We start from the raw sequence: 21,721 nt of genomic DNA on the forward strand, positions 1-21,721 counted from the left end.
ACATGCTGCAAATCGACCTTTGGAAACGGGTCCTGATCATGCTCACCTGCGTGGTGGGTCTGCTTCTGGCCATGCCAAACGCGTTTTATCCGAGGGTCGAGGCCCATAATGACGCCGTTGCCGACCTGGAGGCGGGGCTTTCTGGAAATGGGATTGAAGAGCTGGCTGCTGGCTGGCCTTCTTTCTTGCCCAGTCGCCTCGTAAATCTGGGGTTGGATCTGCGCGGTGGGGCGCATCTTCTTGCCGAAGTGCAGGTCGAGGATGTCTATGAAAACCGCATGAAAAGCATGTGGCCTGAGGTGCGCGATCTGTTGCGTGCCGAACGCGCCACGATTGGCACCATTCGTCTGCAGCCATCCCCTGCAGATGAGCTGCGTGTGAAAATCTCCAAACCTGAAGCCATTCAACAGGCGGCGTCTCTGGTGCGGGGGCTGTCACGCCCTGTGACCTCTCTGACCGGTGCTGGCGCCAGTGATATTGTTGTGTCAACGGACGGCGATATCATTGTTGTGCGTCTGTCTGATGCGGAAAAACTGGCCACAGATGATCGCACGGTGCAGCAGGCGCTTGAGATCATTCGCCGCCGTATTGACGAAGTGGGCACTCGCGAACCCACAATCCAGCGTCAGGGGGCGGATCGGATCCTCATTCAGGTGCCCGGCATCGGCTCTGCTTCTGAGCTGAAAGGCATTATCGGAACCACGGCACAGCTGACCTTCCATCCTGTTGTTGGGCGCGCGTCCAGTGCGGATGCGACGGCAGGTGCGGGCAATGAGGTGCTGCCTTCCTTGGGTGAAGAGGGCGTGTTCTACATTGTGGAAAGCGCCCCTGTGGTGACGGGTGAAGACCTGGTGGATGCCCAGCCAACATTTGATCAGAACAACCGCCCAGCGGTATCCTTCCGCTTCAACCCCACAGGGGGGCGCAAGTTTGGCAATTATACCGCAGAAAACATTGGCAGTCCCTTTGCGATCGTGCTGGACGGAGAGGTGATCTCTGCACCTGTCATTCAGGCGCATATCGCAGGTGGCTCTGGCATCATTACCGGACGGTTCTCTGTTGAAGAAAGCACCAACCTTGCCGTGCTGCTGCGCGCAGGGGCCTTGCCGGCTGGATTGGAATTTCTTGAAGAGCGCACCATTGGTCCTGAGCTGGGACAAGACAGTATTGAGGCCGGTCGCATCGCCTGTATCGTGGCTTTCATTGCGGTGCTGGTCTTCATGTTCCTGAGCTATGGCCGCTTTGGGCTCTATGCCAATATCGCTTTGATCATCAATGTTGGGCTGATTTTTGGGTTGTTGAGCCTTATCGGGGCCACGCTGACCTTGCCCGGCATTGCAGGCATTGTTTTGACCATCGGTATGGCGGTTGACGCCAATGTTCTGATCTTTGAGCGTATTCGCGAAGAGCTGAAATCTGCCAAAGGTCCGGCGCGCGCCATTGAGCTTGGCTATGAAAAGGCGCTCTCCGCCATTCTGGACGCCAATATCACAACCTTCATCACCGCTGTGATCCTGTTTGCGATGGGCTCTGGCCCGGTGCGCGGATTTGCGATCACGCTCGGCCTTGGCATCCTCACCTCCGTTTTCACCGCGATCTTCGTGACGCGCTTGATGATCGTGATGTGGTTTGAACGCCGCCGTCCTAAGACCATTGAGGTATAATGCCATGCGTTTGAGACTTGTTCCGCAAGACACCAAATGGGATTTCTTTTCTCGTCCAACCCTCTGGCTTGGCATCTCTGGTGCCCTGATGGTGGCGGCTCTGGTGAGCTTTTTTGTGCAGGGGTTAAATTTTGGCATCGATTTCCGGGGTGGGACAACCATCCGGACGGAAAGCACGCAGGCGGTGGTGATTTCGGAGTATCGCGATGCACTGGTGCCGCTTGAGCTGGGCGATATTTCGATCACGGAGGTGTTTGACCCCACCTTTGAAGAAGATCAGCATGTGACCATGATCCGCATTCAGGCGCAGGAAGGGACGGAATCCGTGACCTCAGATGTGATTGAACGGATCGAGGCGCAGCTGCAAACCGTTGCGCCAGACATTTCTTTTGTTTCCGTTGAATCCGTGGGGCCAAAGGTGTCGGGTGAGTTGATCAAGACTGCGGCCATTGCGGTTGTGCTCGCGATTGGGGCGGTTTTGGTTTACATCTGGCTGCGTTTTGAATGGCAATTTGCCCTCGGCGCTGTGGCGGCGCTGGTGCATGATGTGGTGCTGACGATTGGGGTGTTTTCTGAGCTTCAGATCCGATTTGATCTCGCCATTATCGCGGCCCTGCTGACCATCGTCGGCTATTCGTTGAACGATACGGTAGTGGTGTTTGACCGTGTGCGGGAAAATCTGCGCAAGTTCAAAAAGCTGGAGCTGAAAGAGGTTTTGAACCTGTCGATCAATGAGACGCTGAGCCGCACAGTGATGACATCGGTCACCACGCTTTTGGCGTTGATTTCGCTCTTTGTGCTGGGCGGTGATGTGATCCGTGGTTTCGTTTTTGCAATGATCTGGGGCGTGATCGTGGGGACATATAGTTCGATCTTTATCGCCTCTGCCGTGTTGTTGAAGCTCGGCGTGAAGCGGGATTGGTCCAAGCCGGACAATACCGCTGGCAATCAGTTTGCCAATATTGATGCCTGAAGTCCTGACCCAGGCACTGGCCGTTGAAGGCCTTGTCTGGGTCGCGCTTGCCGCCTTTGTGGCGGGCATTGTGCGCGGATTTGCCGGATTTGGCACCGCGATGATCTACCTTCCAATTGCAGCGCAGGTGATGGAGCCGCTCTGGGCGATCATGACGCTTGCGGCCATGGATATCATTGCGCCTTCGGTGCATATTCCTGCGGCGTTGCGCGACGGGCACCGGCGCGACCTGATGCGGTTGATGTTCGGGGTGGTGATTATGATGCCGGTGGGGCTTTGGCTGCTGGATCGAACCGATCCACAGATCTATCGCTATCTCGTGTCCTGTCTGTCCCTGATTATGCTGGCGGTTTTACTGACCGGGTTTCGCTACCGAGGTGCGGTGACGCGGCATATGGTCTATGGGATCGGCGGGGCAGGTGGGCTGCTGGGCGGTGCCGCCGGACTGCCGGGGCCACCTGTGATCTTGTTTTACATGGCCAGTCCGCATGGGCCGAAAGTGATCCGCGCAAATACCTCTGCCTATCTGTTCTTCTATGACATCCTGCTCTTGATCGTGGTATTTGGATTGGGGCGGTTTGACAGCACGCCTTTTGTTTTGGGATTTATGCTGTCTCTGCCAGCCATGGCCGGGAACCTTTTGGGGGGCTGGCTCTTTCATCCCGACTATGAGCGGCTATACAGAGGGGTGGCTTATATGATCATTGCCATGGCTGCGCTGTCTGGTCTGCCGTTTCTGGACGGTCTGGGCACCCACTAGCGGCTTTCTGAGAGGAGACCATTATGCAGATGACAGAAGTGACTTTTGCAGACGCCATACCAATTGACAGCTATGGTCCGGGTTTTTTTCGCATTGGCGGAGAGGTCATTGAAGGGGGCGCGATCATCCATGCCAAGGGCGCGCGCTCATGGAATGGCGTTGAGGATGTAGACGCGATTTTGGCGCTTAAGAGTGAGATCGATTTTATCCTGATGGGCACAGGGGCCACAATGGCACCGGTCGACAGCGCTTTTCGGCAGGTTTTGGAAGAAGCCGGTATCGGCGTGGAGCCCATGGCATCGCCTTCGGCCTGTCGGACGTACAATGTTCTGGTCAGCGAGGGGCGGCGGGTTGCCGCTGTGATGCTGCCTGTTTTGGAGGGCTGACAGCAGCAGAATGGGGGCGTGAAACACAGAGGCTCCCGCCAAAATCTTTCTCATCTTTGATGAGATGTTTTTGTTGGGCATGGCTCAGCTGCGCTGAGCCTAAACGCGCCACATAAAGCCTGGGCACCATCGCAGCGCAAACCTCTTGATGCGTCAAAAGGTTGCTCTTTTGCTTGTGAATGGGATCAGCTAAGGGGAAACCATGGTTTTGCGGGTGAAAAATCTCAGCGTGGCACGTGGCGGTGTGGCTGTTTTGGAAGGGGTGAGTTTTACGCTCGCGCCCTCAGATGCGCTTGTGGTCAAAGGGCCAAACGGCATCGGAAAAACAACGCTTCTGCGCACTGTGGCCGGGTTGCAGCCAGCATTCAAAGGCACAGTGGAGGCCCCTGAGGACAGTCTGGCCTACGCCGCGCATAGCGACGGGTTAAAATCCATGCTGAGCGTGGCAGAAAACCTTGAATTCTGGGCCCATGTTTTTGGACAGAAAGACATCACACAGGCCGTTGATGCCTTTGATCTCTCAGATTTGCGCAACCGCCTGGCCGGGAGCCTGTCGGCGGGGCAAAAGCGGCGCCTGGGTCTGGCCAGACTTTTGGTAACTGCGCGGCCAATCTGGATTTTGGATGAGCCCACGGTGTCCCTTGATACGGCCTCTGTGGCCCTGTTTGCACAAGCTGTGCAGAGGCATCTTTCCTCTGGTGGCAGCGCCCTGCTTGCCACACATATCGATTTGGGGTTGCAGGCAAATATCTTGGATGTTGGGCCTTTTAAGGCGGTTGCCGGGGCAACAGCGATCAGCGGCTATGATGAGGCCTTTCTATGAGAGCTTTGTTGAAGCGGGATTTGATACTGGCCTTCCGCGCCGGTGGCGGATTTGGACTTGGGATTGCCTTCTTCCTGATTGTGGTTGTGCTTGTGCCTTTCTCCGTTGGGCCGGAAAGTGGACTGCTGACCAAAATTGCCCCCGGTGTGCTCTGGCTTGGGGCTTTGCTGGCCTGTCTTTTGTCATTGGACCGGATTTTGGCCTTGGATTGGGAAGACGGCACTTTGGATTTGATGGCGACTGCGCCGTTGCCGCTGGAAGCCGTTGTAACGGTCAAGGCGCTGGCCCATTGGATGACCACGGGGGTGCCGCTTGTGGTGGCTGCGCCGCTTTTTGGCGTGCTTTTGAATCTGCCGCCTCAGGGCTTTGTCTGGCTGGTGGTATCATTGGCGCTTGGCACGCCTGCGCTAAGTGTGATTGGCACCTTTGGTGCGGCGCTGACGGTCGGGCTCAAAAGGGGGGGCTTGTTGCTGTCTCTTTTGATTTTGCCGCTGTATGTGCCCACGCTGATCTTTGGGGCGGAGCTTGCGCGCCGGGGTGCTGAGGGGCAGGCGGTGAGCACGCCGCTGCTGATGTTGGCGGGGATCAGCTTTGGCGTGATTGCGCTTTTGCCCTTTGCGAGTGCCTTGGTATTGCGGGTAAATTTGCGCTAGCCTGACGGTGGGTTTAACCCATGTCAAAGCGCATGGGCGGCTCTCATGAAAGTGAGATGCAAGACGATGGATAGCAAGATAGGACGGCCATATGGGATCGATCTGGGAATACGCCAATCCGGTGAAATTCAGCCAAACCGTTTCGCGGTTTCTGGCACCGGTGGCGATGGGCGCGACGGTCTGTTTGGTGATTGGTCTGGTCTGGGGATTTTTCTTCACGCCGGATGATTTCAGGCAGGGTGCGACAGTGAAGATTATCTATCTTCATGTGCCTGCTGCGCTCATGGCGATCAATGCATGGTTTATGATGCTGGTGACCTCTCTGATCTGGTTGGTACGGCGGCATCATGTCAGTGCTTTGGCGGCCAAAGCAGCCGCCCCCATTGGTGTCACTATGACAGTGATTGCTCTGATCACCGGGGCGATCTGGGGGCAACCGATGTGGGGCACATGGTGGGCATGGGATCCGCGTCTGACATCTTTTCTGATCCTGTTTCTGTTTTATCTCGGCTACATCGCCTTGTGGGAGGCGATTGATGATCCGGATACGGCGGCTGATTTGACCTCTGTATTGTGCATTGTTGGCTCCGTCTTTGCGGTATTGAGCCGCTATGCGGTGAACTTCTGGAACCAGGGCCTGCATCAGGGAGCATCGGTCATGCGGGCGGGGGCGATCACGGGCACAGACACCGAAGAGAAAGTCTCCAATGTGTTCTTTTACCCGCTTCTGGTTTGCATCATCGGATTTGTCTTGTTGTTCGTGGCGCTTGTTTTGCTGCGCACACGTACAGAAATTCACAAGCGGCGCACACGCGCGCTTTTGGCACGGGAGCGCATGGCATGATGCCTGATCTGGGGAAATATGCAGAGACCGTTCTGTCGTCTTATGCGGTCTCTATCCTGCTGATCGTCGCATTGGTGTGGTGGAGCGTGCGTGCCGCGCGCAAAGCCAAACTGGCTCTAGAGGATGTGGAGGCGCGCCGTAAATGAGCGAAGACAGCCAGCCCAAAAAGAAGATTCCGGTTCTGATGATCCTGCCGCCTTTGTTGTTTGCAGGGTTGGCAGCTTTGTTTCTGTGGGGGATGCAACGGGATAACCCCGATGAGTTGCCAAGTGCACTTGTGGGGCAACAGGCGCCTGAGGTGGCCCTGTCTCAGCTGGGCACAAAGGCGCTCTGGGGGCACGCGGAGCTGCGCCAAGGCAAACCCACATTGGTCAATTTCTGGGCCAGTTGGTGTGGGCCTTGTCGTGTGGAGCATCCAAATCTGGCGCAATTGCAGGCAGAAGGGCTGACTATTCTTGGCGTGAACTACAAGGACGCGCCGCACAATGCTCTGAGCTTCCTGGAAGAGCTGGGGGATCCCTATCAGGCTGTTGGTGCGGATGACGCAGGGCGGCTTGCGCTGAACTGGGGCGTCTACGGCGTGCCGGAAACCTATCTGATTGATGGTGAAGGCAATGTGGTTTTGCGGATTGCTGGGCCTGTGACCCAACGCGAAGTTGAGGGGCGTCTGCGCCCGGCACTGGACGCTCTGAAATAACTTAGAGCTTTCCGTCGTTTCTCATCAGAGCCGCGTTTGTAAAAAGGCCCCTGTGGGGCCTTTTTGTTGTCGTTTGGGCGTGTCAGCCCTCGATCATATCGGCGCGGGTGGCGTGACGGCCGCCCTCAAATTCGGTTGCAAGAAAAGCATCAACCAACTCAAGCGCCAGGCTTTCACCAACGATACGTGCGCCAATGGAGAGCATATTGGCGTTGTTATGGGCCCGGATCATCTTGGCAGAAAAGGTATCCATACACACGCCGCAACGGATGCCTGGCACTTTGTTGGCCGCCATCATGATCCCTTGACCGGTGCCGCATAGAATGATCCCCAGATCGCTCTGACCTGATACCACATGTTCCGCCGCAGCTTTGCCATGCAGAGGGTAATGGGTGCTTTCGGTTGTCACCGGGCCGATGTCGGTGACGTCATACCCTTGTTGGGTGAGGTGTTTGGCAATGGCCTGGCGCAGATCGATGGCAGCGTGATCGCTGGAAAGAACGATGCGTTTCTGGGTCATGGAGGCAGATCCTTGGTTGCGAAGCTGTCTGACCCATAGGGCTATACGCCTGAAAGCGCAATTGTTGCGCGGTGTTTGCGAAGGCAATTCAATGGTGAAACGGCTTTGACCTTATATGTGACAGCGACGTTGCGTCTTGCTCACTGATTTCTCTCGAAACCTTGATTGGCATCTCGTCAATTGACGTCTTAGTAAGGAGGGCGGGAAAAGAGCAATGGGATGGATCAAAGCATGATGCGCGTGAGCGGTATTTTGGCGGCAATATGGATGAGCGTGGCTTCTGCGGTGGTGGCAGAGGATATGCCTGTTGTTGTCGAGCTCTACACCTCTCAAGGCTGTTCTTCCTGCCCGCCAGCGGATGACTATTTCCATCGCCAATTGGCGGGGCGACAGGATGTCATCGCTTTGGCTTTGCACGTGGACTACTGGGACTACATCGGTTGGAAAGATGAATTTGCCAGCCCGGCCTATACGCAGCGGCAGCATACATATGCGCGCGCGGCGGGACATCGGTCTGTCTATACGCCACAGATGATTGTGAACGGGAAAGATCACGTGGTGGGCGCACATCCCGATCAGGTGGAAAAGCTCATCTCAGCGCATAAAGCGGTAAAGCGGAATGTGGATCTTGATGTCAAAAGAGACGGTGATCTCATTGAAGTCAAAGCAAAATCAGATATTGAAGCTCCAATGGTGGTGCATGTCATGCGCTATCGTGCTGAGGAGAAGATCTCGATCAAGCGTGGTGAAAACGCGGGACGTGTGCTGACATATGCGAACATTGTTGATGGTTGGGAGAAGGTCCAATCCTGGAATGGTGCGGCGGATCTGTCGCTAAACCTGCGTGTGAAGGGCGATCAGCCGGTTGTGGTGATCATCCAACGCGAAAGCGGCGGTCCAATCGAAGCTGCGGCTCGAGTATTTTGATTGAATTTTGGCCTGCAAGTTGTTGCAGGCCATGTATTAATCTTCGTCGTCATCGTCGTCGGTGAGGAGTTCAATTTCTCCAAGTTCGACCAATTCCCGCACACCTGTACATATTTCCTGCATCGCGCTTTCGGCTTCTTTGGTTTTCACTTCTCCACGTTCGCCAATGCCTTCGCGAAGCTGATCTGCCATACGCGCGGACATGTTGTTGAGGATGAACTCGGTGGAAATTCCAAAATCGCCCTCTGTGGCATAGGCCATGGCAGTGATCAGCGTGGCTTCGTCCAGATCGCGGACCAGGCGTGGCACGTCGAGTGGTTTCAGGCGTGTTGCAATATGTGCGTAGGTGAAGATGCGGCGGCGCACGGCCCCGGCAAACTCCGCATCCTTTTCGTCCAGAGAGTCCAGCACATCGTCGCGTGTCGCGGTGGTTGCGTTGTTGAGGATCGCGCCGAGACGATCTTCGGGACCTTGTTTGAAGGCCTTTGGCGGCCGGTCTTCCAATTGACACGCCAAGGTCAGCCCGATGCGGTCAACGGCTTCTGGCGTGATGTTTTCTGTCATGGACATCGCGAAAGTGATGCGGCGAGATTTGTCGCCGGGCAGTTTGGCGAGGATCATCGCAGCCTTGTCAACGGGCAGCTTGGAAATCAGTACTGCGGAAACCTCAATGCTTTCCCCATCGATCATTTTGATCAGTTCCGGAACATCCAGCTCTTTGATGCGCGACCAAGGGTTGCCAATCATCCGCACGCCGGCTTCCTTGCGCAGGCGCGCTTCGGTGAGCGGGCTGATTTGGCCCTGCAGCACACTTAGTGCGCCAGAGATCCCATTGGGGAAGGAGAGGCCAATGGATTCGAGTTCTTGGGCAAACTCCATGAGGACGTCGCCCAAGGTTTCCCGATCGATGTAGCCCATGTCACCCATCATATAGGTCAGATCGGCCTGATGGTTGTCGGACAACTCTGCCAGAGAAAGCTCAGCTCCCTCATTGAGCAGAAACCTAACGATGATGGCGGCCTTTTGAGGGCGTGTCAGGTTGCCTTTGCGCATATAGCCAAGGCTGGGCACATCAGCGTCGCCCCCAAAGGGCGCCAGAGGAATCGGACTGCTCATCAAAGTCTCCATAGGTGTTGAGTGGCAATCAACCACTCAACCCTAAAGAAACCCTGAACAACATGGTTAATAATTGAATGTTGTACCGGTCTTGATGGCCTCGGAAAGGGAGGCTTCCGCCCAGGTGTTTTCGCCGCCGCGGGTGCGAATTTCATGCAGTTGCGTGCGTGCCAGATCCAGACGGCCGGCTTCGACAAAGGCCTGCCCCATGTAGGAGCGCGCAAGGATATTATCCGGGTTTTGCTGCAAGGCTTTGTTGTAGTAGGCCATGCCGGTTTCAACATCCCCAAGGCGGCGATGGGTGAAGCCCCAATAAGTGAGGGCCAGATCTGAATTTGGATCATTCAAAAGCTGCAACAGCTCCTGTGCCGCCTCATTTTCTCCGGCATAGGCCAGGCTGCGCAGCGTTTTGAAGTAGTCTTCATCCGTCAGCGCACTGTCCTGTTGAACCACGCATTTGCCTTTGCTCTCGCTGAAAACCTTGCCATCGGTGCAGACAACGGTTTTGGGCTTTGGTGTTTCACCGCCGCCGCCAGCAGAGAGGGCTGGACCGGCAATGGTTGCTGCAAGGCAGACTGCAAGTGCAGATTTCATCAATGTCATTTTGGGCTCCTGTTTACTCAAACTTGTTAGCATTACGCTATCATGCCCAAATCGGATGGCTAAATCACACCGGCGTCAGATCACAAAAAAAGGCGCAGCACTGGGCTGCGCCTCACTATTTTGTGTAAGCGCTTATCAGTCTTTGAAGACCCGCGCAAAAATAGTGTCGACATGTTTGGTATGGTACCCCATGTCGAACTTCTCATTGATGCCATCGACGCCCAGTGCCGCAATAACTTCCGCATCCGCCAGAAGCTGCTCTTGGAAATCCACGCGCTCTTCCCAGACTTTGAGCGCATTGCGCTGTACCATGGAGTAGGCGTCTTCACGCGATACACCAGCTTGTGTCAGGGCAAGCAGCACGCGCTGAGACATCACAAGGCCAGGGAACTTGTTCATATTGTCGAGCATGTTTTCAGGGAAGATCAGCATCTTGTCGACAACACCGGCCAGGCGGTTGAGTGCAAAATCGAGCGTGACGGTTGCATCGGGGCCAATCCCACGTTCCACGGAAGAGTGAGAAATATCACGCTCATGCCAGAGGGCGACGTTTTCCATGGCCGGAATGACGGTCATGCGCACGAGACGGGCCAGACCAGTCAGGTTTTCTGTCAGAACCGGATTCTTCTTGTGCGGCATGGCAGAAGAGCCTTTTTGACCCATCGAGAAGAATTCCGCACCTTCCAGCACTTCGGTGCGCTGCATGTGGCGGATCTCTACTGCGATGTTTTCAATTGAGCTTGCGATCACACCGAGGGTTGCAAAGAACATGGCGTGGCGATCACGTGGGATCACCTGCGTGGAGATCGGCTCTGGCGTCAGGCCCAGTTGCTCACAAACGTGTTCTTCGACAGCCGGATCAATGTTGGCAAATGTGCCGACCGCGCCGGAAATTGCACCGGTTGCGATTTCCTCGCGCGCCTGCCGCAGGCGGGCTTTGTTGCGGTCCATTTCTGCATAGAAACGCGCAAAGGTCAGACCCATCGTTGTGGGTTCTGCATGAATGCCGTGACTGCGGCCCACGCGCAGCGTGTCTTTGTGCTCATAGGCGCGTTTCTTCAGGGCTGCCAGCACTTTGTCCAGATCCGCCAGAAGGATATCTGCGGCGCGCACCAGCTGTACGTTCAGGCATGTGTCCAGAACATCAGAAGATGTCATGCCCTGGTGAACAAAACGCGCTTCTTCAGATCCAACATGTTCTGCCAGATGTGTCAGGAAGGCGATCACGTCATGTTTTGTGACGGCCTCGATTTCATCAATCCGTGCTACGTCGAATTCGACGTCTTTGGCTTTCCAAACCGCATCCGCATTTTCCTGCGGAATCACACCGAGTTTGGCTTGCGCGTCACAGGCATGTGCCTCGATTTCAAACCAGATGCGGAACTTGGTTTCTGGTGACCAAACGGCGACCATATCGGGGCGGGCATAGCGAGGGATCATATCTCAGCCTTATTTTGTTAGCGTGGGGTCGCGGCTCCTTTAGCCTTTGAAGGGCAAAACAGCAAGTCAGCAGGGCAGCATAGAGCTGTATTGGCGTAAATTTCCTGTACTATTCTGCTCTTGGATGTGCATATGGGGAGGAATTTGTTGGAGGTAAATGTATGACACGATTGACCAAATTCGGTGCCATTCTGACGGCCGGATTTCTTCTGGCGGGCGCTCAGACGGCATTGGCAGAGACCCAAGCCATTTATTCGGATGCAAGCGATAAGGTGTTTGAAGTTACCGTACCGGACTTCTGGACGCTTCGTGTTGGTGGGGACCGCGATATTGAGGCCTCGACAGAAGAGGGGCTGCGCGCGGTTGAACGCGTTTTTGGCCTATCGCCGGAGAACGGCCATGGCGTGTGGATGGGGCTGATTTCCCCGTCACGTCTTCGCACGCTTGAAGATGCGAAGGACTATGCGCGCAATCTGGGCGGGCAGCTGGCCAAAACAACGGAAATTACCGGAAGCTCCGAACGCCGCGTTGCGGGCTATCCAGCCCATATCATTGAAGGCACAGGTCGGCGCAATGGCAAGGCTATCGACTTCACTGTGATGCTTCTGGATCTGCCAAACAACCGCGTGGTGGTTGGGCTCACGGTTTTGGAGAAAGGCTATGACGTCAGCGCATTGGATGACGTCAACGCAATTCTGCAATCGATCAAAGCACGCTGAAGGAGAGAGTGATGTCTATGAAAAAACTGCGCTCCTTTGTGATGCCTGCTGGTCTTATTGCGGGGTTGATGACCCTTGCGGCCTGTGATGGCACCTCATCCGGCTATGTCAGCACCGGTGTCTACTATGACAGCATGATGTGGAACGACTACTATCATCATTATCCGGATTACCCAGATCGCCCCGACCGACCAGACAGACCGGATCGTCCTGATCGCCCGGAACGTCCCGTGAAGCCGATTGAGCCACGTCCGCCTGTGGCGAAGCCGCCAGTGGCGCGTCCTCCGGTCGCGCGGCCCCGGCCGAGCCCTCGCCCGGGACGTCGCTAAACGGGTTTATCACGCCAGATTGGTGCGCACCTCTGAGGCGCGCTCCAATGTGCGGTGAACAGGGCAGCGATCTGCAATTTCCAGCAGGCGCTGTCGCTGTTCTTCCGTCAGCTCCCCTTCCAAATGAATGGTGCGCGTAAAGGCATCCACCTTTTGCCCTGCAGGGGCTTCTGCGTCGCGGGCGTGCACCTTGTCATGGCTCACGTCGACCCAGACATGTGTCAGGGGCCATGATTTGCGCCGGGCATACATGCGAATGGTCATAGAGGTGCAGGCGCCCAAGCCACCGGCGAGGAATCCATAGGGCGTCATGCCCCGGTTGCTGCCACCATAGGCAAGGGGCTCATCGGCCAGCATATGATGCAGCGGGCCTGCGTTCACATCTTGCAAGAATCCTTCGGGATCGGCTTCTGAGACGCGCACAATACCCTCAGGCGCGCCGGGAGGCGGAGCCGGGGGCGCAAGATCCAGATACCGCCCAGCCCATGATGCAATCACCTCTGCGGCATATTCTGCGTCTTTGGCGTTGCTGATCAGGTGATCTGCGTCATCCAATGTGACAAAGCTTTTGGGGTGTTTGGCAGCTTCAAAGATACGCGCAGCATTGTCGATGCTGACAGTTGTGTCTCTGGGCGCGTGCAAAACCAACAGCGCTTTCTTCATCGAGGCAATGCAGGGCTGCAGGTTCTGGCCTGATATATCGGTTAGAAAATCCCGTGTGATCGTAAAGGGACGCCCAGCCAAAGAAACTTCAGCCTGTCCCGCTGCATCAATTTCGGCCACAGCATCGCCGAATTGATGGCTGACGTGATGGGGCTCATAGGGCGCGCCAAGCGTGACCACCGCTTTGGCACTGTCGATTTTTGTCGCGGCTTTGATCACCGCAGCTCCACCGAGGCTGTGACCGATCAGCAGGCGCGCGGGCATGTTGCGGCTTTGCAAGTAGGCCGCTGCGGCTTCGAGATCCGCCACATTGGAGGAGAAATGTGTATTGGCAAATTCCCCTTCGCTGTGCCCCAGTCCCGTGAAGTCAAATCGCAAGACCGCGATGCCCATGGCCGCAAGGCGCCCTGCAATCCGTCGCGCTGCTGGAATGTCTTTGGAGCAGGTGAAGCAATGCGCAAACAGCGCCGTTGCCAGATGCGGTCCCTCCGGCAAATCCAGACGCGCCGACAGCATGTCGCCATTGTGGCCGGGAAATGAAATTCGTTCGATGGGCATATGTGCACTCCTGAAGGCGTTTGGTGCCAATGTGTGTGTGATGGTACCATTCGAAAAGAGAGATTTCGCAAAGTCACGGCAAGGTGAGCATATGCGAGTTTCTGTCATATTTGTTTCGATGGATGCTTTGAGAGAATTTGACGTGCGATTGCGGATAAAATCCGATAAATCAAAGCTATGGAACCGATTTTACAAGCCAGCATTCCCTATGATGCGCTCGCCGAAAAGTCTCTGCCCGGTATCTCTCCTTTGCAGATGGCGGAGTGGTTGATCGTTGATGATGCCTACAATGGCCAGATGGCCTTGCGGCGACATCTTTTGGAGGCGCAGCGCGGCGAGGTTGCCGCACTTGATCCAGGTGCGCTGCCTGCGGCGCAAGAGGCGCTTGCATTGGTGCTGTCTGAACTCTGCCATATCGAAGGGTTTTCTGTCCTTGCGGATCATGTGATCTGTCCTGATGGTGCCAAAATCAATCTGGACTGGACGGCGCCTCTGATAACTTTAGGGCAGATCATTCAGGAAGATATCTGTCTGTTGCAGAAACAGGGCGCGGAGCATGTTTTGACGGGGGCGGTGCTGTGTTTTCCCGCCAGTTGGACCTTGTCTGAGAAATTCATGCGGCCGCTGCTGCGCATTCATGTGCCTGTTTCAGAATATGACGCCAACATCGCAAAGCGGGTGCAGCGCCTGTTTGATGGGGTGCGGCCCGGTCGGCCTCTGTGGCGAAAAAACGCGCTTTGGTATGATGATCCTGAGCTGTTTACGCCGCGCGCCGAAGATGCGCCCCGGGCGCCAGTGGTGGCGGAAAGCGGCGCGTATCTCAGGTCGGAAAAGCAAAGCATTTTGCGTTTGCCAGAAACCGATGCGGTGATTTTTTCCATCCACACCTTTATGGTCACGAAAGACGCTGTGTTAAAATAGCAGCTGCGACCTTTCGTAGCTGCTATTATTTTCAAAGGGTTACCGAACTTTTCTTAAGTACCCTTAAGGTTTGGCGCGTTGCACCATTCCAAACAGGTCGCGCGGATCATCTGGGTCAGCCAGCATGTCCAAATCCTCATGGAAGGGCGTTTGGGCGACTTTATCGCGCACATATCTCAGTGCGGAGAAGTCTTCGATGGCGAAGCCAACACTGTCAAACAGGGTGGTTTGGCGTGCATCTGTACGCCCCTGTTTTATGCCTGAGATCACTTGCCACAGCTCGGTCACGGCGAAGTCTTCTGGCATCTGCTGAATCTCGCCTTCAATGCGGGTTTGGGGCGGGAACTCCACAAACACATCGGAACGCTCAAGAATGCCTTTGGCGAGTTCTGTCTTACCGGGGCAATCGCCACCAATTGCGTTGATATGCACGCCAGAGCCAACCATATTGTCGCTCAGGATCGTGGCATATTGCTTGTCTGCGGTGCAGGTGGTGAGGATATGTGCGCCTTCAATGGCCTCTTGAGGGCTCGCGCATGAAACAACAGTGAGACCACTATTTTTAAGGTTTTCGGCGCATTTTGCGGTTGCGGCAGGATCCTTGTCATACAGGCGCACGGTCTTCAGCCCGATGATCGCCTTCATGGCGAGTGTTTGAAACTCAGATTGAGCCCCGTTTCCGATCATGGCCATGGTGTCCGCGCCTTTGGGGGCAAGATATTTTGCCGCCATGGCAGAGGTAGCTGCGGTGCGCAGCGCGGTCAAAATGGTCATTTCCGTCAGCAGAACGGGATAGCCTGTATACACATCAGCCAAGAGGCCAAATGCCGTAACAGTCTGCAGCCCCTCGGCGGTATTCTTGGGGTGCCCATTCACATATTTGAAGCCATAGGCTTCCCCGTCGGAGGTGGGCATCAATTCAATCACCCCGACGTCAGAATGGCTGGCCACTCGCGGCGTTTTGTCAAAAAGCTCCCAGCGGCGAAAATCCTCTTCGACGTAATCTGCAAGATCTTTGAGCATCTCTTCAAGACCGATATGGTGCACCAAACGCATCATATTGTCGACGGAAACAAAAGGAACCAGCGCCTTTTCAGAAGGTTGCGTCACGATATTAATCCTCTGTTAAGCATATTGTCAGCGAAGCGCTGGGTTAGGAAAAACTACGGGTGGTGCGGTCAAAGACGCGGCGTCCCAGGGCCGATGCGGCCAGATCCACCATGAGTTTTGCAGTGCGGCCGCGTTCATCCAAGAAGGGATTCAACTCGACTAGATCCAGAGATGTCACCAGCTCGCAATCATGGAGCATTTCCATCACCAGATGCGCCTCTCGCACAGTTGCGCCACCTGGCACGGTTGTGCCAACCGCTGGGGCAACTGACGGATCCAGAAAGTCCACATCAAGGGAGACATGGAGCATGCCGTTCTGTGCGGCCACATGCTCCAGGAAAGCGCTCAGTGGTCGGGCAATCCCGTTTTCATCAATTTCCCGCATGTCATGGCGGCGTATCTTGGTGTCTTGAAGCGCTGCGCGCTCGGCTGCATCCACGGATCGCAACCCAATCATGCAGATGTTTTCTTCTTTCACAGGGTTTTGGACCTTCGGGAACCCTTCAAAGCCGCCGCGACCTGCGAAATAGGCCACAGGTGTGCCATGCAGGTTACCACTGTCTGTGCTTTGTGGAGTGTGGAAGTCTGAATGCGCATCCAGCCAAAGCACGAAGAACGCGCGCCCTAGTGCTTTGGCGTGGTTTGCTGCGCCCGCTACGGTGCCTGCAGCAAGGCTGTGATCGCCCCCAAGGAAGATTGGGAAACCACGTGCACAGGCGGATTCTGCTGTTTCGGTCAGCAGCTCTGTCCAGGCAATGGTTTCATTCAGCGCATGGAGATCATTGTCCTCGGCATCGGGGGCGTAGCCTTGAGGGCGCAAATTCCCGAGGTCTTCGACAGAATGCCCCAGATCTTCGAGGCTTTCCCGCAGGCCCGCAGTGCGATACGCATCCGGCCCCATAAGGCAGCCTCTGCGGCGTTTGCCGCTATCCACAGGGGCTCCGATCAGCAGGCAGGATTTTTGTGTCATTGGATTGTCCATTTTCGCGTTTCCCCAAAATTCATTCCGAAACGGGTTGAATTACACCCATCAAATTGACCATAACGGGTGCAACTTTTCCAAAACGAAATAGGGTATGCGCGAAATGGATGATGTTGATCGAAAGTTGATTTCAGCCTTGCGGCATGATGCACGCGCATCCCTTTCCGATCTTGCCTTGCTTCTGGGGGTGTCGCGTACAACCGTACGGGGGCGGATCGAGCGTCTGCGCCAGCGGGGGGATATTGTCGGCTTTACGGTGGTGCTTCAGGACGATGTGAAAAGCGATCCGGTGCGTGGTTTGATGTTGATCGGCATTGAGGGCAGGGGCACTGACCGCATTGTCCGCAGCCTGACCGGGTTCACTGCAGTGCGGGCGATTCACGCCACCAATGGCCGTTGGGATCTTATTGTCGAGCTGGGCACTGAGACGCTGGCCGAGCTGGACGAGGTGCTCGCCCAGATTCGCCGCCTTGATGGGGTGGCAACAAGCGAAACAAACCTGCTGCTCTCAACGCGAAAATCGGGATAACGCGGTCACTCAGCTCAGTTTGCGTGCGGCGACAATCCAGAGTGCAGCCGCACCTAATGAAAACAATGCGTTGTAGTTGGCCATGGACAGGCCAAACATGTCCCAAGGAATTTCATCACAGCGCACCATTGGGGCGGTCATGATCTGATTGAAGAGATCCTCGGCGTTCATTGAGGTGACGTCACCGCTGGTGCAGGTCGTTGGGCCTTCCCACCATCTCCGCTCCACGCCACTGTGATAAAGCCCGACCAAGCCCGACAAAGCCGTGCCCAAAGCGGCAATATAGGCCAGTGCCACCGTGCCGGTTGCCACCGCCAAGATGCCAGAGCCCGCTGCAAGCCAGTGCGGGTATCGCTGGTAATAGCACAGTTTGCAGGGCGGCATGGCGCCAATGAACTCAAACCCCCAAGCGCCAAGGATCATGAAGGCTGAAAAAGCGGACAGGATGACAAAGGCTGTCTTGCCGGAGAGCATCATAGGTATCTCACAATTAGAAAGCCACCAAAGAGCAGCGTCAGAAAGAGTGTGGTGATAAGGCCAAGGCGTTTCTCGATGAAGTCACGGATCGGGGCACCAAAGCTGCGCAATAGGGCCGCTACCAGAAAAAACCGAATGCCCCGTGCCAAGACAGACGTTGCCATGAAGGTAGCGAGCGGCATCCCCGTGAAACCCGACATGATGGTGATCACCTTGTAGGGGAAGGGGGTGATGCCCGCTCCCAGAACAGCCCAGAATCCAAAATCATTGAAGCGCGTCGAAAACTCGGCAACGGCATCTGCCTTTCCAAGCGAAGTCAGGATCGGCTCGCCGATTTGTTCGAAGGCAAACGAACCAATGGCGTAGCCCAAAAGCCCCCCCATTACAGAGGAGACGAGTGCCACGAGAGCGATCAGCCATGCCCGAGAAGGCGCGGCCAGAATCATGGGAATCATCAAGACATCCGGCGGTATCGGAAAAAATGAGCTTTCAATGAAGCTTACAGCGGCCAGAGCCCAAAGTGCCCGGGGATGATCCGCCAGGCTTAGGGTTCGGTCATAAAGGCTTTGCAGCATGTCGCGATCTCGCGTGCCTGTTTTTCTTTTGAGTCTTGCCTATGGCATCACGTCCGAAGTGCAAGCAAATAATCGTCCAATCCATAAGTATAGGCCAATTCTCTCTCATGCATTTTGTTGCGTTTTGAGGCTGGACCTTCCTCAAAAGCTTATATACATCAGCACCGTGGCCCAAGTGGCGGAATGGTAGACGCAGGGGATTCAAAATCCCCCGATGGTAACATCGTGAGAGTTCGAGTCTCTCCTTGGGCACCATTTCACATTTTGATGTGAAATCCGCTAAAAAATCAAAAATTACAGACACTTGTGGAGTTCGATAACCGTTTTGGCGGTCGTATGCCAATGGTGCCTTGAGAGCCGTTTTCAGGATGGTTTTCCGCACTTCAAGCGATCCCTTTTCATAGATATTCCAAGGACTTGAGAGGAAATCTCTCAAAAGTTCGATAATTTCGGACAGTGTGCTCTTCGGTTTGGTGTTTTGGGATAGCTTGTCTGTCAGCAAAAGCTTTTCCTCTTCCAGCTTCGCAATCTTGCTTTCGAGTGCCGCCATGACCTTTGGATTCGAGGTCTCGACCATGCGTTCGACAAGTGCATCTTGCTGCTTATCCAACTCCTTGTGCTGGCGTTTGATTTCAGCCTTTGCTTGCTTGGCTTGGTCGCCGCGTTGATCCCATGCGTCTTTCAACATCGACATAGCGATATCGAGCATGTTTTTGCTTGGCGTCATCGAACGGAGGATTTTTTCAAACTCAGTGTCGATCTTTTCCGCGCGGATGCTCTTGCGATACTCCGAACAATCACGGGTTTGACAGTTGTAATACGGGTAACGCTTCCCCGTTGCACTTCGTGACCAATAGGCAGTCATCGGCTTGTCGCAGCAGGCACAATTGACCGAACCACGCAAAGGAAAGTCCTTGCTGATGTCAGGGCGCTTGGCGGCGATGCCTTTGCTGTTCCGACGCTCTTGGATGGTTTGATAGGTCTCCAATGAGATCAAAGCTTGGTGGTGGCCTTGGCGACGTGTGATGCCCCAAGGTTCATGCTCAATATAACCTGCATAGATCACGCGGTTGAGCATGTCCGTCACCTTTTGCTGGCGGATTTGACCATTGGGCAGGTCTTTCGGAAACTCTGGCTGGGCTTCCAAGAAACGCTTGATGTCCGCTTGTCCAGCAAAACGACCAGAAGCATAACCTTCCAACGCTTCCTTGACGATGGATGCAACGGGTTCATCTGGCGTGAGCAGTTTCCCATGGCCCTTGGTCTTTTTGTACGTGTAACCCACAGGCGCGGAGAAGACGGAATAACCATTCATCATTCGCCCCTTCATGCGGTTGGAGGTTTGCTCAGCGTTCTTTTCGCGCTGGTGCTGCGCCACAGAGGCAAGCATGTGTTCGACAAGGCGAGAGTCGCTATCCTCACCAAATTCGATGGACGGGCTTTCCAAGATGCCGCCTGCATCGCTCAATGTCTGACGCAGAGAGATATGAGCCTGAACGTCACGGGCAAAGCGGCTGATGTCATCAATGATGACCACCACGCTACCCTTGGGGTGCAGGCGCAGGAAGGCCAACATCCGATCCATCGCTGGACGGCGCTCGAATTTCCCTGACATGTCGTCTTTGAACACCTCGACGACATCGTAGTCTTTGTAAGTCGCATACTCGCGGCACCGGTTTTCCTGACTAGCAAGGCCATCGCCTTCGCGGACCTGCTTTGCCCCCGACACGCGCGCATAAATCACTGCCTTCTTTGGTTTTGCCATTACTCCTGCCATTGGTCCTCCTCTGCACGTGTCTGCGCCCATTCGTTGTTCAACAAGGATACCAAATCACTGGAATCCTGATCCAATGCTTCCTGATCTTCTCCACAGATTTGCGTAACGGGTTTGATGTCATAGCCGAGATCAACAAACATAACGACGATGGACCAAAGGGTTTCGATTAGTTCTTGTTGCTGATCCAGCGGCATATCGCTGGCTTCCAGCATGGCGGCGTAAACCTCCCAATCTACTGAGAGGCTGGGGCGTGTGGGCGTATTGTTTTTATTAGGCGGACAGGTCATGCACGCGCTCCTTTCTTCAAATCGGTTTTTGGAAAATGTCTTTCTCATGTCGCCAATTGTTCCGGGCGCACAATGAGAACAAATAACCACATTTCCCTGCGACCACGCAAGGAAAATCTCTGAATGATCCTATGCGCTTAACCTGTCCCTAGCATGGCAAGGCTGTGGCTATCTCGGGTGTTCAGGGGGTGAATACGGGTGTATGAGGAGACATGTCATTTGATCCAAAGAATAAGGCCGACAAGGCGAAGCTATATCCAGTCCTCAAGGCGCTCGCTGATCTTGATCCAAGGAAAACGCCTGACCTCATCATGGATGACGCTGTGGGTTATCCTGTGGCACGTGGGCAGGATTATGTACGTAATATGCGTAGGGGCGAGATCGCCGCCACATATGCTGCGCTAATCCACCAATGGCTGCTTGAGCATCATTTCAATCTGGCCCATCGCCTTTCGCCTGAGATTTTTCCCGAGACACCAGAGCAACGCTGGCAAGCCATCATAGACGAACGGGCTATCTCAGATCGTTTTCGTCTTGTGCTTGTTCCCCTGACGATGGGCATAGTCGAGCGCGAAAGTCAGTTGAAGCCAGCCGATACGACCATTCGACTTGGCGAGCGGTTTTGCTTTGAATTGGAAAGTGAGACCGAAGGCCATGCCATCGCGTTCCAAGCTGTGCGCGGTCAATGGCACAATGTCCCGCTTGGCTCCAATGGCGAAGTCAGCGCACTAATCCAATCAGGTCAAAATCGATTGCCAAAGCGATCAGATGGACAAGTCGATCCGCTGACTGAAAACCACGATGAAGGCATGCATGAGTTCGTGATGATCACTGCCCCGACCGATGATATCCCGACCAACATTCAAAGCCTAAACACATGGATTGCGGACAGACCAAGCACCATACATCGCATCACGGTTCAGTTTGAGAAATGATCGTCGAGAGTTCAAGTGCCCCTCAGCTTCATGAACACCTATGAATAAGCCTAGGTTGCCAACAGCGCAGGACCGTCGGTGCACCGACGGTCCCCGTTACAACTGCACGTTAAAGCACAACTATCTCATCTTCTTTGGCAAATTTTCTCTCAATAAGATCTGACTTAACTTTAGCTATGTCGGATGTGTAAATTACGTGGGCGAGACTGTTCTTGGCCCTTGTGGACGTAACATAAAACAAACGCCTAGTTCTATCGGCGCTAATCTCTTCACCAGCATCTCGCTTTTTCTGGCTCGCCTTAGAAGGTTCTTTTGCGCCAAAGTACTGTTCGTAAGAGAACAAAAACCCACCTGCTTCATCATGACCCAGCCCCCTGAAATCGGGCCATTGAGATGTTAGTAATCCGTCCAAGCAAAGGATGGACAATGAAACGCAGATTTTCGGACGAACAG

General features: G+C 54.8%; 25 protein-coding genes, 1 tRNA gene and 2 pseudogenes. 16 read left to right on the forward strand and 12 right to left on the reverse strand.

Annotated elements, in window-relative coordinates:
• Positions 1-2: 2 nt before the first annotated feature.
• The 9 genes from secD to SHM7688_RS16100 all read left to right on the forward strand — a co-directional run bounded on the left by secD (position 3) and on the right by SHM7688_RS16100 (position 6,800).
• Complete coding sequence (gene secD, locus SHM7688_RS16060; protein WP_058240981.1) at positions 3-1,664, forward strand: protein translocase subunit SecD; 1,662 nt, start codon at positions 3-5, stop codon at positions 1,662-1,664.
• Positions 1,665-1,668: 4 nt separating this feature from the next.
• Positions 1,669-2,637 (forward strand): protein translocase subunit SecF, encoded by a 969-nt coding sequence (secF, locus tag SHM7688_RS16065; RefSeq protein WP_058240982.1) that lies wholly within the window; start codon positions 1,669-1,671, stop codon positions 2,635-2,637.
• On the forward strand, positions 2,630-3,397 hold the full coding sequence (locus tag SHM7688_RS16070; protein WP_058240983.1) for a sulfite exporter TauE/SafE family protein: 768 nt from the start codon (positions 2,630-2,632) through the stop codon (positions 3,395-3,397). The genes secF and SHM7688_RS16070 overlap by 8 nt, the downstream gene beginning before the upstream one ends.
• 23 nt (positions 3,398-3,420) lie before the next feature.
• Positions 3,421-3,783, forward strand: coding sequence for an Mth938-like domain-containing protein (locus tag SHM7688_RS16075; protein ID WP_058240984.1), 363 nt, complete (start codon positions 3,421-3,423; stop codon positions 3,781-3,783).
• 202 nt (positions 3,784-3,985) lie between these two features.
• A complete protein-coding gene (ccmA, locus tag SHM7688_RS16080; RefSeq protein WP_058240985.1) occupies positions 3,986-4,606 on the forward strand; it encodes a heme ABC exporter ATP-binding protein CcmA in 621 nt (206 codons plus the stop codon).
• Positions 4,603-5,259 (forward strand): heme exporter protein CcmB, encoded by a 657-nt coding sequence (ccmB, locus tag SHM7688_RS16085; RefSeq protein ID WP_058240986.1) that lies wholly within the window; start codon positions 4,603-4,605, stop codon positions 5,257-5,259. Before ccmA ends, ccmB begins: the two co-directional genes overlap by 4 nt.
• Positions 5,260-5,350: 91 nt before the next feature.
• Entirely contained in the window at positions 5,351-6,103 is a 753-nt protein-coding gene (locus SHM7688_RS16090) for a heme ABC transporter permease (RefSeq protein WP_058240987.1), read from the forward strand.
• Positions 6,100-6,249, forward strand: a complete 150-nt coding sequence (ccmD, locus tag SHM7688_RS16095) for a heme exporter protein CcmD (RefSeq protein ID WP_058240988.1) — start codon at positions 6,100-6,102, stop codon at positions 6,247-6,249. The genes SHM7688_RS16090 and ccmD overlap by 4 nt, the downstream gene beginning before the upstream one ends.
• A complete protein-coding gene (locus SHM7688_RS16100; protein WP_223229297.1) occupies positions 6,246-6,800 on the forward strand; it encodes a DsbE family thiol:disulfide interchange protein in 555 nt (184 codons plus the stop codon). The genes ccmD and SHM7688_RS16100 overlap by 4 nt, the downstream gene beginning before the upstream one ends.
• Positions 6,801-6,882: 82 nt before the next feature.
• Here the strand turns inward: SHM7688_RS16100 and rpiB are convergent, their stop codons facing one another.
• Positions 6,883-7,320: a ribose 5-phosphate isomerase B gene (gene rpiB / locus SHM7688_RS16105; protein ID WP_058240989.1), complete on the reverse strand. Its 438-nt coding sequence runs from the start codon at positions 7,318-7,320 to the stop codon at positions 6,883-6,885.
• A 219-nt stretch (positions 7,321-7,539) separates the two neighbouring features.
• Here rpiB and SHM7688_RS16110 point away from each other — a divergent pair, with 219 nt between their 5' ends.
• Complete coding sequence (locus SHM7688_RS16110) at positions 7,540-8,247, forward strand: DUF1223 domain-containing protein (protein WP_223229296.1); 708 nt, start codon at positions 7,540-7,542, stop codon at positions 8,245-8,247.
• Between the two features lie 36 nt (positions 8,248-8,283).
• Here the strand turns inward: SHM7688_RS16110 and SHM7688_RS16115 are convergent, their stop codons facing one another.
• The 3 genes from SHM7688_RS16115 to purB all read right to left on the reverse strand — a co-directional run bounded on the left by SHM7688_RS16115 (position 8,284) and on the right by purB (position 11,406).
• Positions 8,284-9,363 (reverse strand): flagellar motor switch protein FliG, encoded by a 1,080-nt coding sequence (locus tag SHM7688_RS16115; RefSeq protein WP_370733556.1) that lies wholly within the window; start codon positions 9,361-9,363, stop codon positions 8,284-8,286.
• 66 nt (positions 9,364-9,429) lie between these two features.
• Positions 9,430-9,966, reverse strand: a complete 537-nt coding sequence (locus SHM7688_RS16120; protein WP_223229295.1) for a tetratricopeptide repeat protein — start codon at positions 9,964-9,966, stop codon at positions 9,430-9,432.
• A gap of 135 nt (positions 9,967-10,101) precedes the next feature.
• A complete protein-coding gene (gene purB, locus SHM7688_RS16125) occupies positions 10,102-11,406 on the reverse strand; it encodes an adenylosuccinate lyase (RefSeq protein ID WP_058240990.1) in 1,305 nt (434 codons plus the stop codon).
• Between the two features lie 161 nt (positions 11,407-11,567).
• Between purB and SHM7688_RS16130 the strand changes: the two genes are divergently transcribed.
• Together SHM7688_RS16130 and SHM7688_RS16135 are read left to right on the forward strand one after the other, a co-directional pair.
• A complete protein-coding gene (locus SHM7688_RS16130; RefSeq protein WP_058240991.1) occupies positions 11,568-12,125 on the forward strand; it encodes a hypothetical protein in 558 nt (185 codons plus the stop codon).
• 11 nt (positions 12,126-12,136) lie between these two features.
• Positions 12,137-12,454: a hypothetical protein gene (locus tag SHM7688_RS16135; RefSeq protein ID WP_058240992.1), complete on the forward strand. Its 318-nt coding sequence runs from the start codon at positions 12,137-12,139 to the stop codon at positions 12,452-12,454.
• Between the two features lie 9 nt (positions 12,455-12,463).
• On the opposite strand, the gene SHM7688_RS16140 is transcribed toward SHM7688_RS16135, so the two are convergent.
• Positions 12,464-13,675 (reverse strand): bifunctional alpha/beta hydrolase/OsmC family protein, encoded by a 1,212-nt coding sequence (locus SHM7688_RS16140; RefSeq protein WP_058240993.1) that lies wholly within the window; start codon positions 13,673-13,675, stop codon positions 12,464-12,466.
• Positions 13,676-13,852: 177 nt separating this feature from the next.
• Between SHM7688_RS16140 and SHM7688_RS16145 the strand changes: the two genes are divergently transcribed.
• Positions 13,853-14,596, forward strand: a complete 744-nt coding sequence (locus tag SHM7688_RS16145; RefSeq protein ID WP_058240994.1) for a heme-dependent oxidative N-demethylase family protein — start codon at positions 13,853-13,855, stop codon at positions 14,594-14,596.
• Positions 14,597-14,659: 63 nt separating this feature from the next.
• Here SHM7688_RS16145 and ocd read toward each other — a convergent pair whose 3' ends face one another.
• Together ocd and rocF are read right to left on the reverse strand one after the other, a co-directional pair.
• Positions 14,660-15,706 (reverse strand): ornithine cyclodeaminase, encoded by a 1,047-nt coding sequence (ocd, locus tag SHM7688_RS16150; protein ID WP_058240995.1) that lies wholly within the window; start codon positions 15,704-15,706, stop codon positions 14,660-14,662.
• A 43-nt stretch (positions 15,707-15,749) separates the two neighbouring features.
• Complete coding sequence (rocF, locus tag SHM7688_RS16155) at positions 15,750-16,676, reverse strand: arginase (protein WP_058241005.1); 927 nt, start codon at positions 16,674-16,676, stop codon at positions 15,750-15,752.
• 115 nt (positions 16,677-16,791) lie between these two features.
• On the opposite strand from rocF, the gene SHM7688_RS16160 reads away from it, so the two are divergent.
• Positions 16,792-17,217 carry an Lrp/AsnC family transcriptional regulator gene (locus SHM7688_RS16160; protein ID WP_058241006.1) on the forward strand — a complete coding sequence of 142 codons (426 nt, stop codon included), beginning with the start codon at positions 16,792-16,794 and terminating at the stop codon, positions 17,215-17,217.
• A gap of 9 nt (positions 17,218-17,226) precedes the next feature.
• Here the strand turns inward: SHM7688_RS16160 and SHM7688_RS16165 are convergent, their stop codons facing one another.
• Both SHM7688_RS16165 and SHM7688_RS16170 read right to left on the reverse strand, forming a co-directional pair.
• The gene (locus tag SHM7688_RS16165; RefSeq protein ID WP_306341272.1) at positions 17,227-17,694 is read right to left on the reverse strand and encodes a disulfide bond formation protein B; all 468 of its coding nucleotides are present in this window, start codon (positions 17,692-17,694) and stop codon (positions 17,227-17,229) included.
• Positions 17,691-18,269, reverse strand: a complete 579-nt coding sequence (locus tag SHM7688_RS16170) for a YqaA family protein (protein ID WP_058240996.1) — start codon at positions 18,267-18,269, stop codon at positions 17,691-17,693. Before SHM7688_RS16170 ends, SHM7688_RS16165 begins: the two co-directional genes overlap by 4 nt.
• A gap of 169 nt (positions 18,270-18,438) precedes the next feature.
• Between SHM7688_RS16170 and SHM7688_RS16175 the strand changes: the two genes are divergently transcribed.
• Positions 18,439-18,524: transfer RNA gene (locus SHM7688_RS16175), tRNA-Leu, on the forward strand.
• 544 nt (positions 18,525-19,068) lie between these two features.
• Here SHM7688_RS16175 and SHM7688_RS16180 read toward each other — a convergent pair.
• Positions 19,069-20,076: pseudogene (locus SHM7688_RS16180) on the reverse strand (recombinase family protein); the annotation flags it as partial.
• Positions 20,034-20,333: a hypothetical protein gene (locus SHM7688_RS16185; protein ID WP_058240997.1), complete on the reverse strand. Its 300-nt coding sequence runs from the start codon at positions 20,331-20,333 to the stop codon at positions 20,034-20,036. The pseudogene SHM7688_RS16180 and the gene SHM7688_RS16185, both read right to left, overlap by 43 nt.
• A gap of 212 nt (positions 20,334-20,545) precedes the next feature.
• Here SHM7688_RS16185 and SHM7688_RS16190 point away from each other — a divergent pair, with 212 nt between their 5' ends.
• Positions 20,546-21,268 carry a hypothetical protein gene (locus SHM7688_RS16190; protein WP_058240998.1) on the forward strand — a complete coding sequence of 241 codons (723 nt, stop codon included), beginning with the start codon at positions 20,546-20,548 and terminating at the stop codon, positions 21,266-21,268.
• A 109-nt stretch (positions 21,269-21,377) separates the two neighbouring features.
• On the opposite strand, the pseudogene SHM7688_RS20085 reads toward SHM7688_RS16190, so the two are convergent.
• Positions 21,378-21,721 (reverse strand): annotated as a pseudogene (locus tag SHM7688_RS20085) (hypothetical protein); the annotation flags it as partial.

Source organism: Shimia marina (assembly GCF_001458175.1).
GTDB lineage: Bacteria > Pseudomonadota > Alphaproteobacteria > Rhodobacterales > Rhodobacteraceae > Shimia > Shimia marina.

Coding starts and splice junctions, on each gene's coding strand:
- secD (WP_058240981.1), top strand. CDS start 3: ATGCTGCAAATCGACCTTTGGAAACGGGTCCTGATCATGCTCACCTGC.
- secF (WP_058240982.1), top strand. CDS start 1,669: ATGCGTTTGAGACTTGTTCCGCAAGACACCAAATGGGATTTCTTTTCT.
- SHM7688_RS16070 (WP_058240983.1), top strand. CDS start 2,630: ATGCCTGAAGTCCTGACCCAGGCACTGGCCGTTGAAGGCCTTGTCTGG.
- SHM7688_RS16075 (WP_058240984.1), top strand. CDS start 3,421: ATGCAGATGACAGAAGTGACTTTTGCAGACGCCATACCAATTGACAGC.
- ccmA (WP_058240985.1), top strand. CDS start 3,986: ATGGTTTTGCGGGTGAAAAATCTCAGCGTGGCACGTGGCGGTGTGGCT.
- ccmB (WP_058240986.1), top strand. CDS start 4,603: ATGAGAGCTTTGTTGAAGCGGGATTTGATACTGGCCTTCCGCGCCGGT.
- SHM7688_RS16090 (WP_058240987.1), top strand. CDS start 5,351: ATGGGATCGATCTGGGAATACGCCAATCCGGTGAAATTCAGCCAAACC.
- ccmD (WP_058240988.1), top strand. CDS start 6,100: ATGATGCCTGATCTGGGGAAATATGCAGAGACCGTTCTGTCGTCTTAT.
- SHM7688_RS16100 (WP_223229297.1), top strand. CDS start 6,246: ATGAGCGAAGACAGCCAGCCCAAAAAGAAGATTCCGGTTCTGATGATC.
- rpiB (WP_058240989.1), bottom strand. CDS start 7,320: ATGACCCAGAAACGCATCGTTCTTTCCAGCGATCACGCTGCCATCGAT.
- SHM7688_RS16110 (WP_223229296.1), top strand. CDS start 7,540: ATGGATCAAAGCATGATGCGCGTGAGCGGTATTTTGGCGGCAATATGG.
- SHM7688_RS16115 (WP_370733556.1), bottom strand. CDS start 9,363: ATGAGCAGTCCGATTCCTCTGGCGCCCTTTGGGGGCGACGCTGATGTG.
- SHM7688_RS16120 (WP_223229295.1), bottom strand. CDS start 9,966: ATGACATTGATGAAATCTGCACTTGCAGTCTGCCTTGCAGCAACCATT.
- purB (WP_058240990.1), bottom strand. CDS start 11,406: ATGATCCCTCGCTATGCCCGCCCCGATATGGTCGCCGTTTGGTCACCA.
- SHM7688_RS16130 (WP_058240991.1), top strand. CDS start 11,568: ATGACACGATTGACCAAATTCGGTGCCATTCTGACGGCCGGATTTCTT.
- SHM7688_RS16135 (WP_058240992.1), top strand. CDS start 12,137: ATGTCTATGAAAAAACTGCGCTCCTTTGTGATGCCTGCTGGTCTTATT.
- SHM7688_RS16140 (WP_058240993.1), bottom strand. CDS start 13,675: ATGCCCATCGAACGAATTTCATTTCCCGGCCACAATGGCGACATGCTG.
- SHM7688_RS16145 (WP_058240994.1), top strand. CDS start 13,853: ATGGAACCGATTTTACAAGCCAGCATTCCCTATGATGCGCTCGCCGAA.
- rocF (WP_058241005.1), bottom strand. CDS start 16,676: ATGACACAAAAATCCTGCCTGCTGATCGGAGCCCCTGTGGATAGCGGC.
- SHM7688_RS16160 (WP_058241006.1), top strand. CDS start 16,792: ATGGATGATGTTGATCGAAAGTTGATTTCAGCCTTGCGGCATGATGCA.
- SHM7688_RS16165 (WP_306341272.1), bottom strand. CDS start 17,694: ATGATGCTCTCCGGCAAGACAGCCTTTGTCATCCTGTCCGCTTTTTCA.
- SHM7688_RS16170 (WP_058240996.1), bottom strand. CDS start 18,269: ATGCTGCAAAGCCTTTATGACCGAACCCTAAGCCTGGCGGATCATCCC.
- SHM7688_RS16185 (WP_058240997.1), bottom strand. CDS start 20,333: ATGACCTGTCCGCCTAATAAAAACAATACGCCCACACGCCCCAGCCTC.
- SHM7688_RS16190 (WP_058240998.1), top strand. CDS start 20,546: ATGTCATTTGATCCAAAGAATAAGGCCGACAAGGCGAAGCTATATCCA.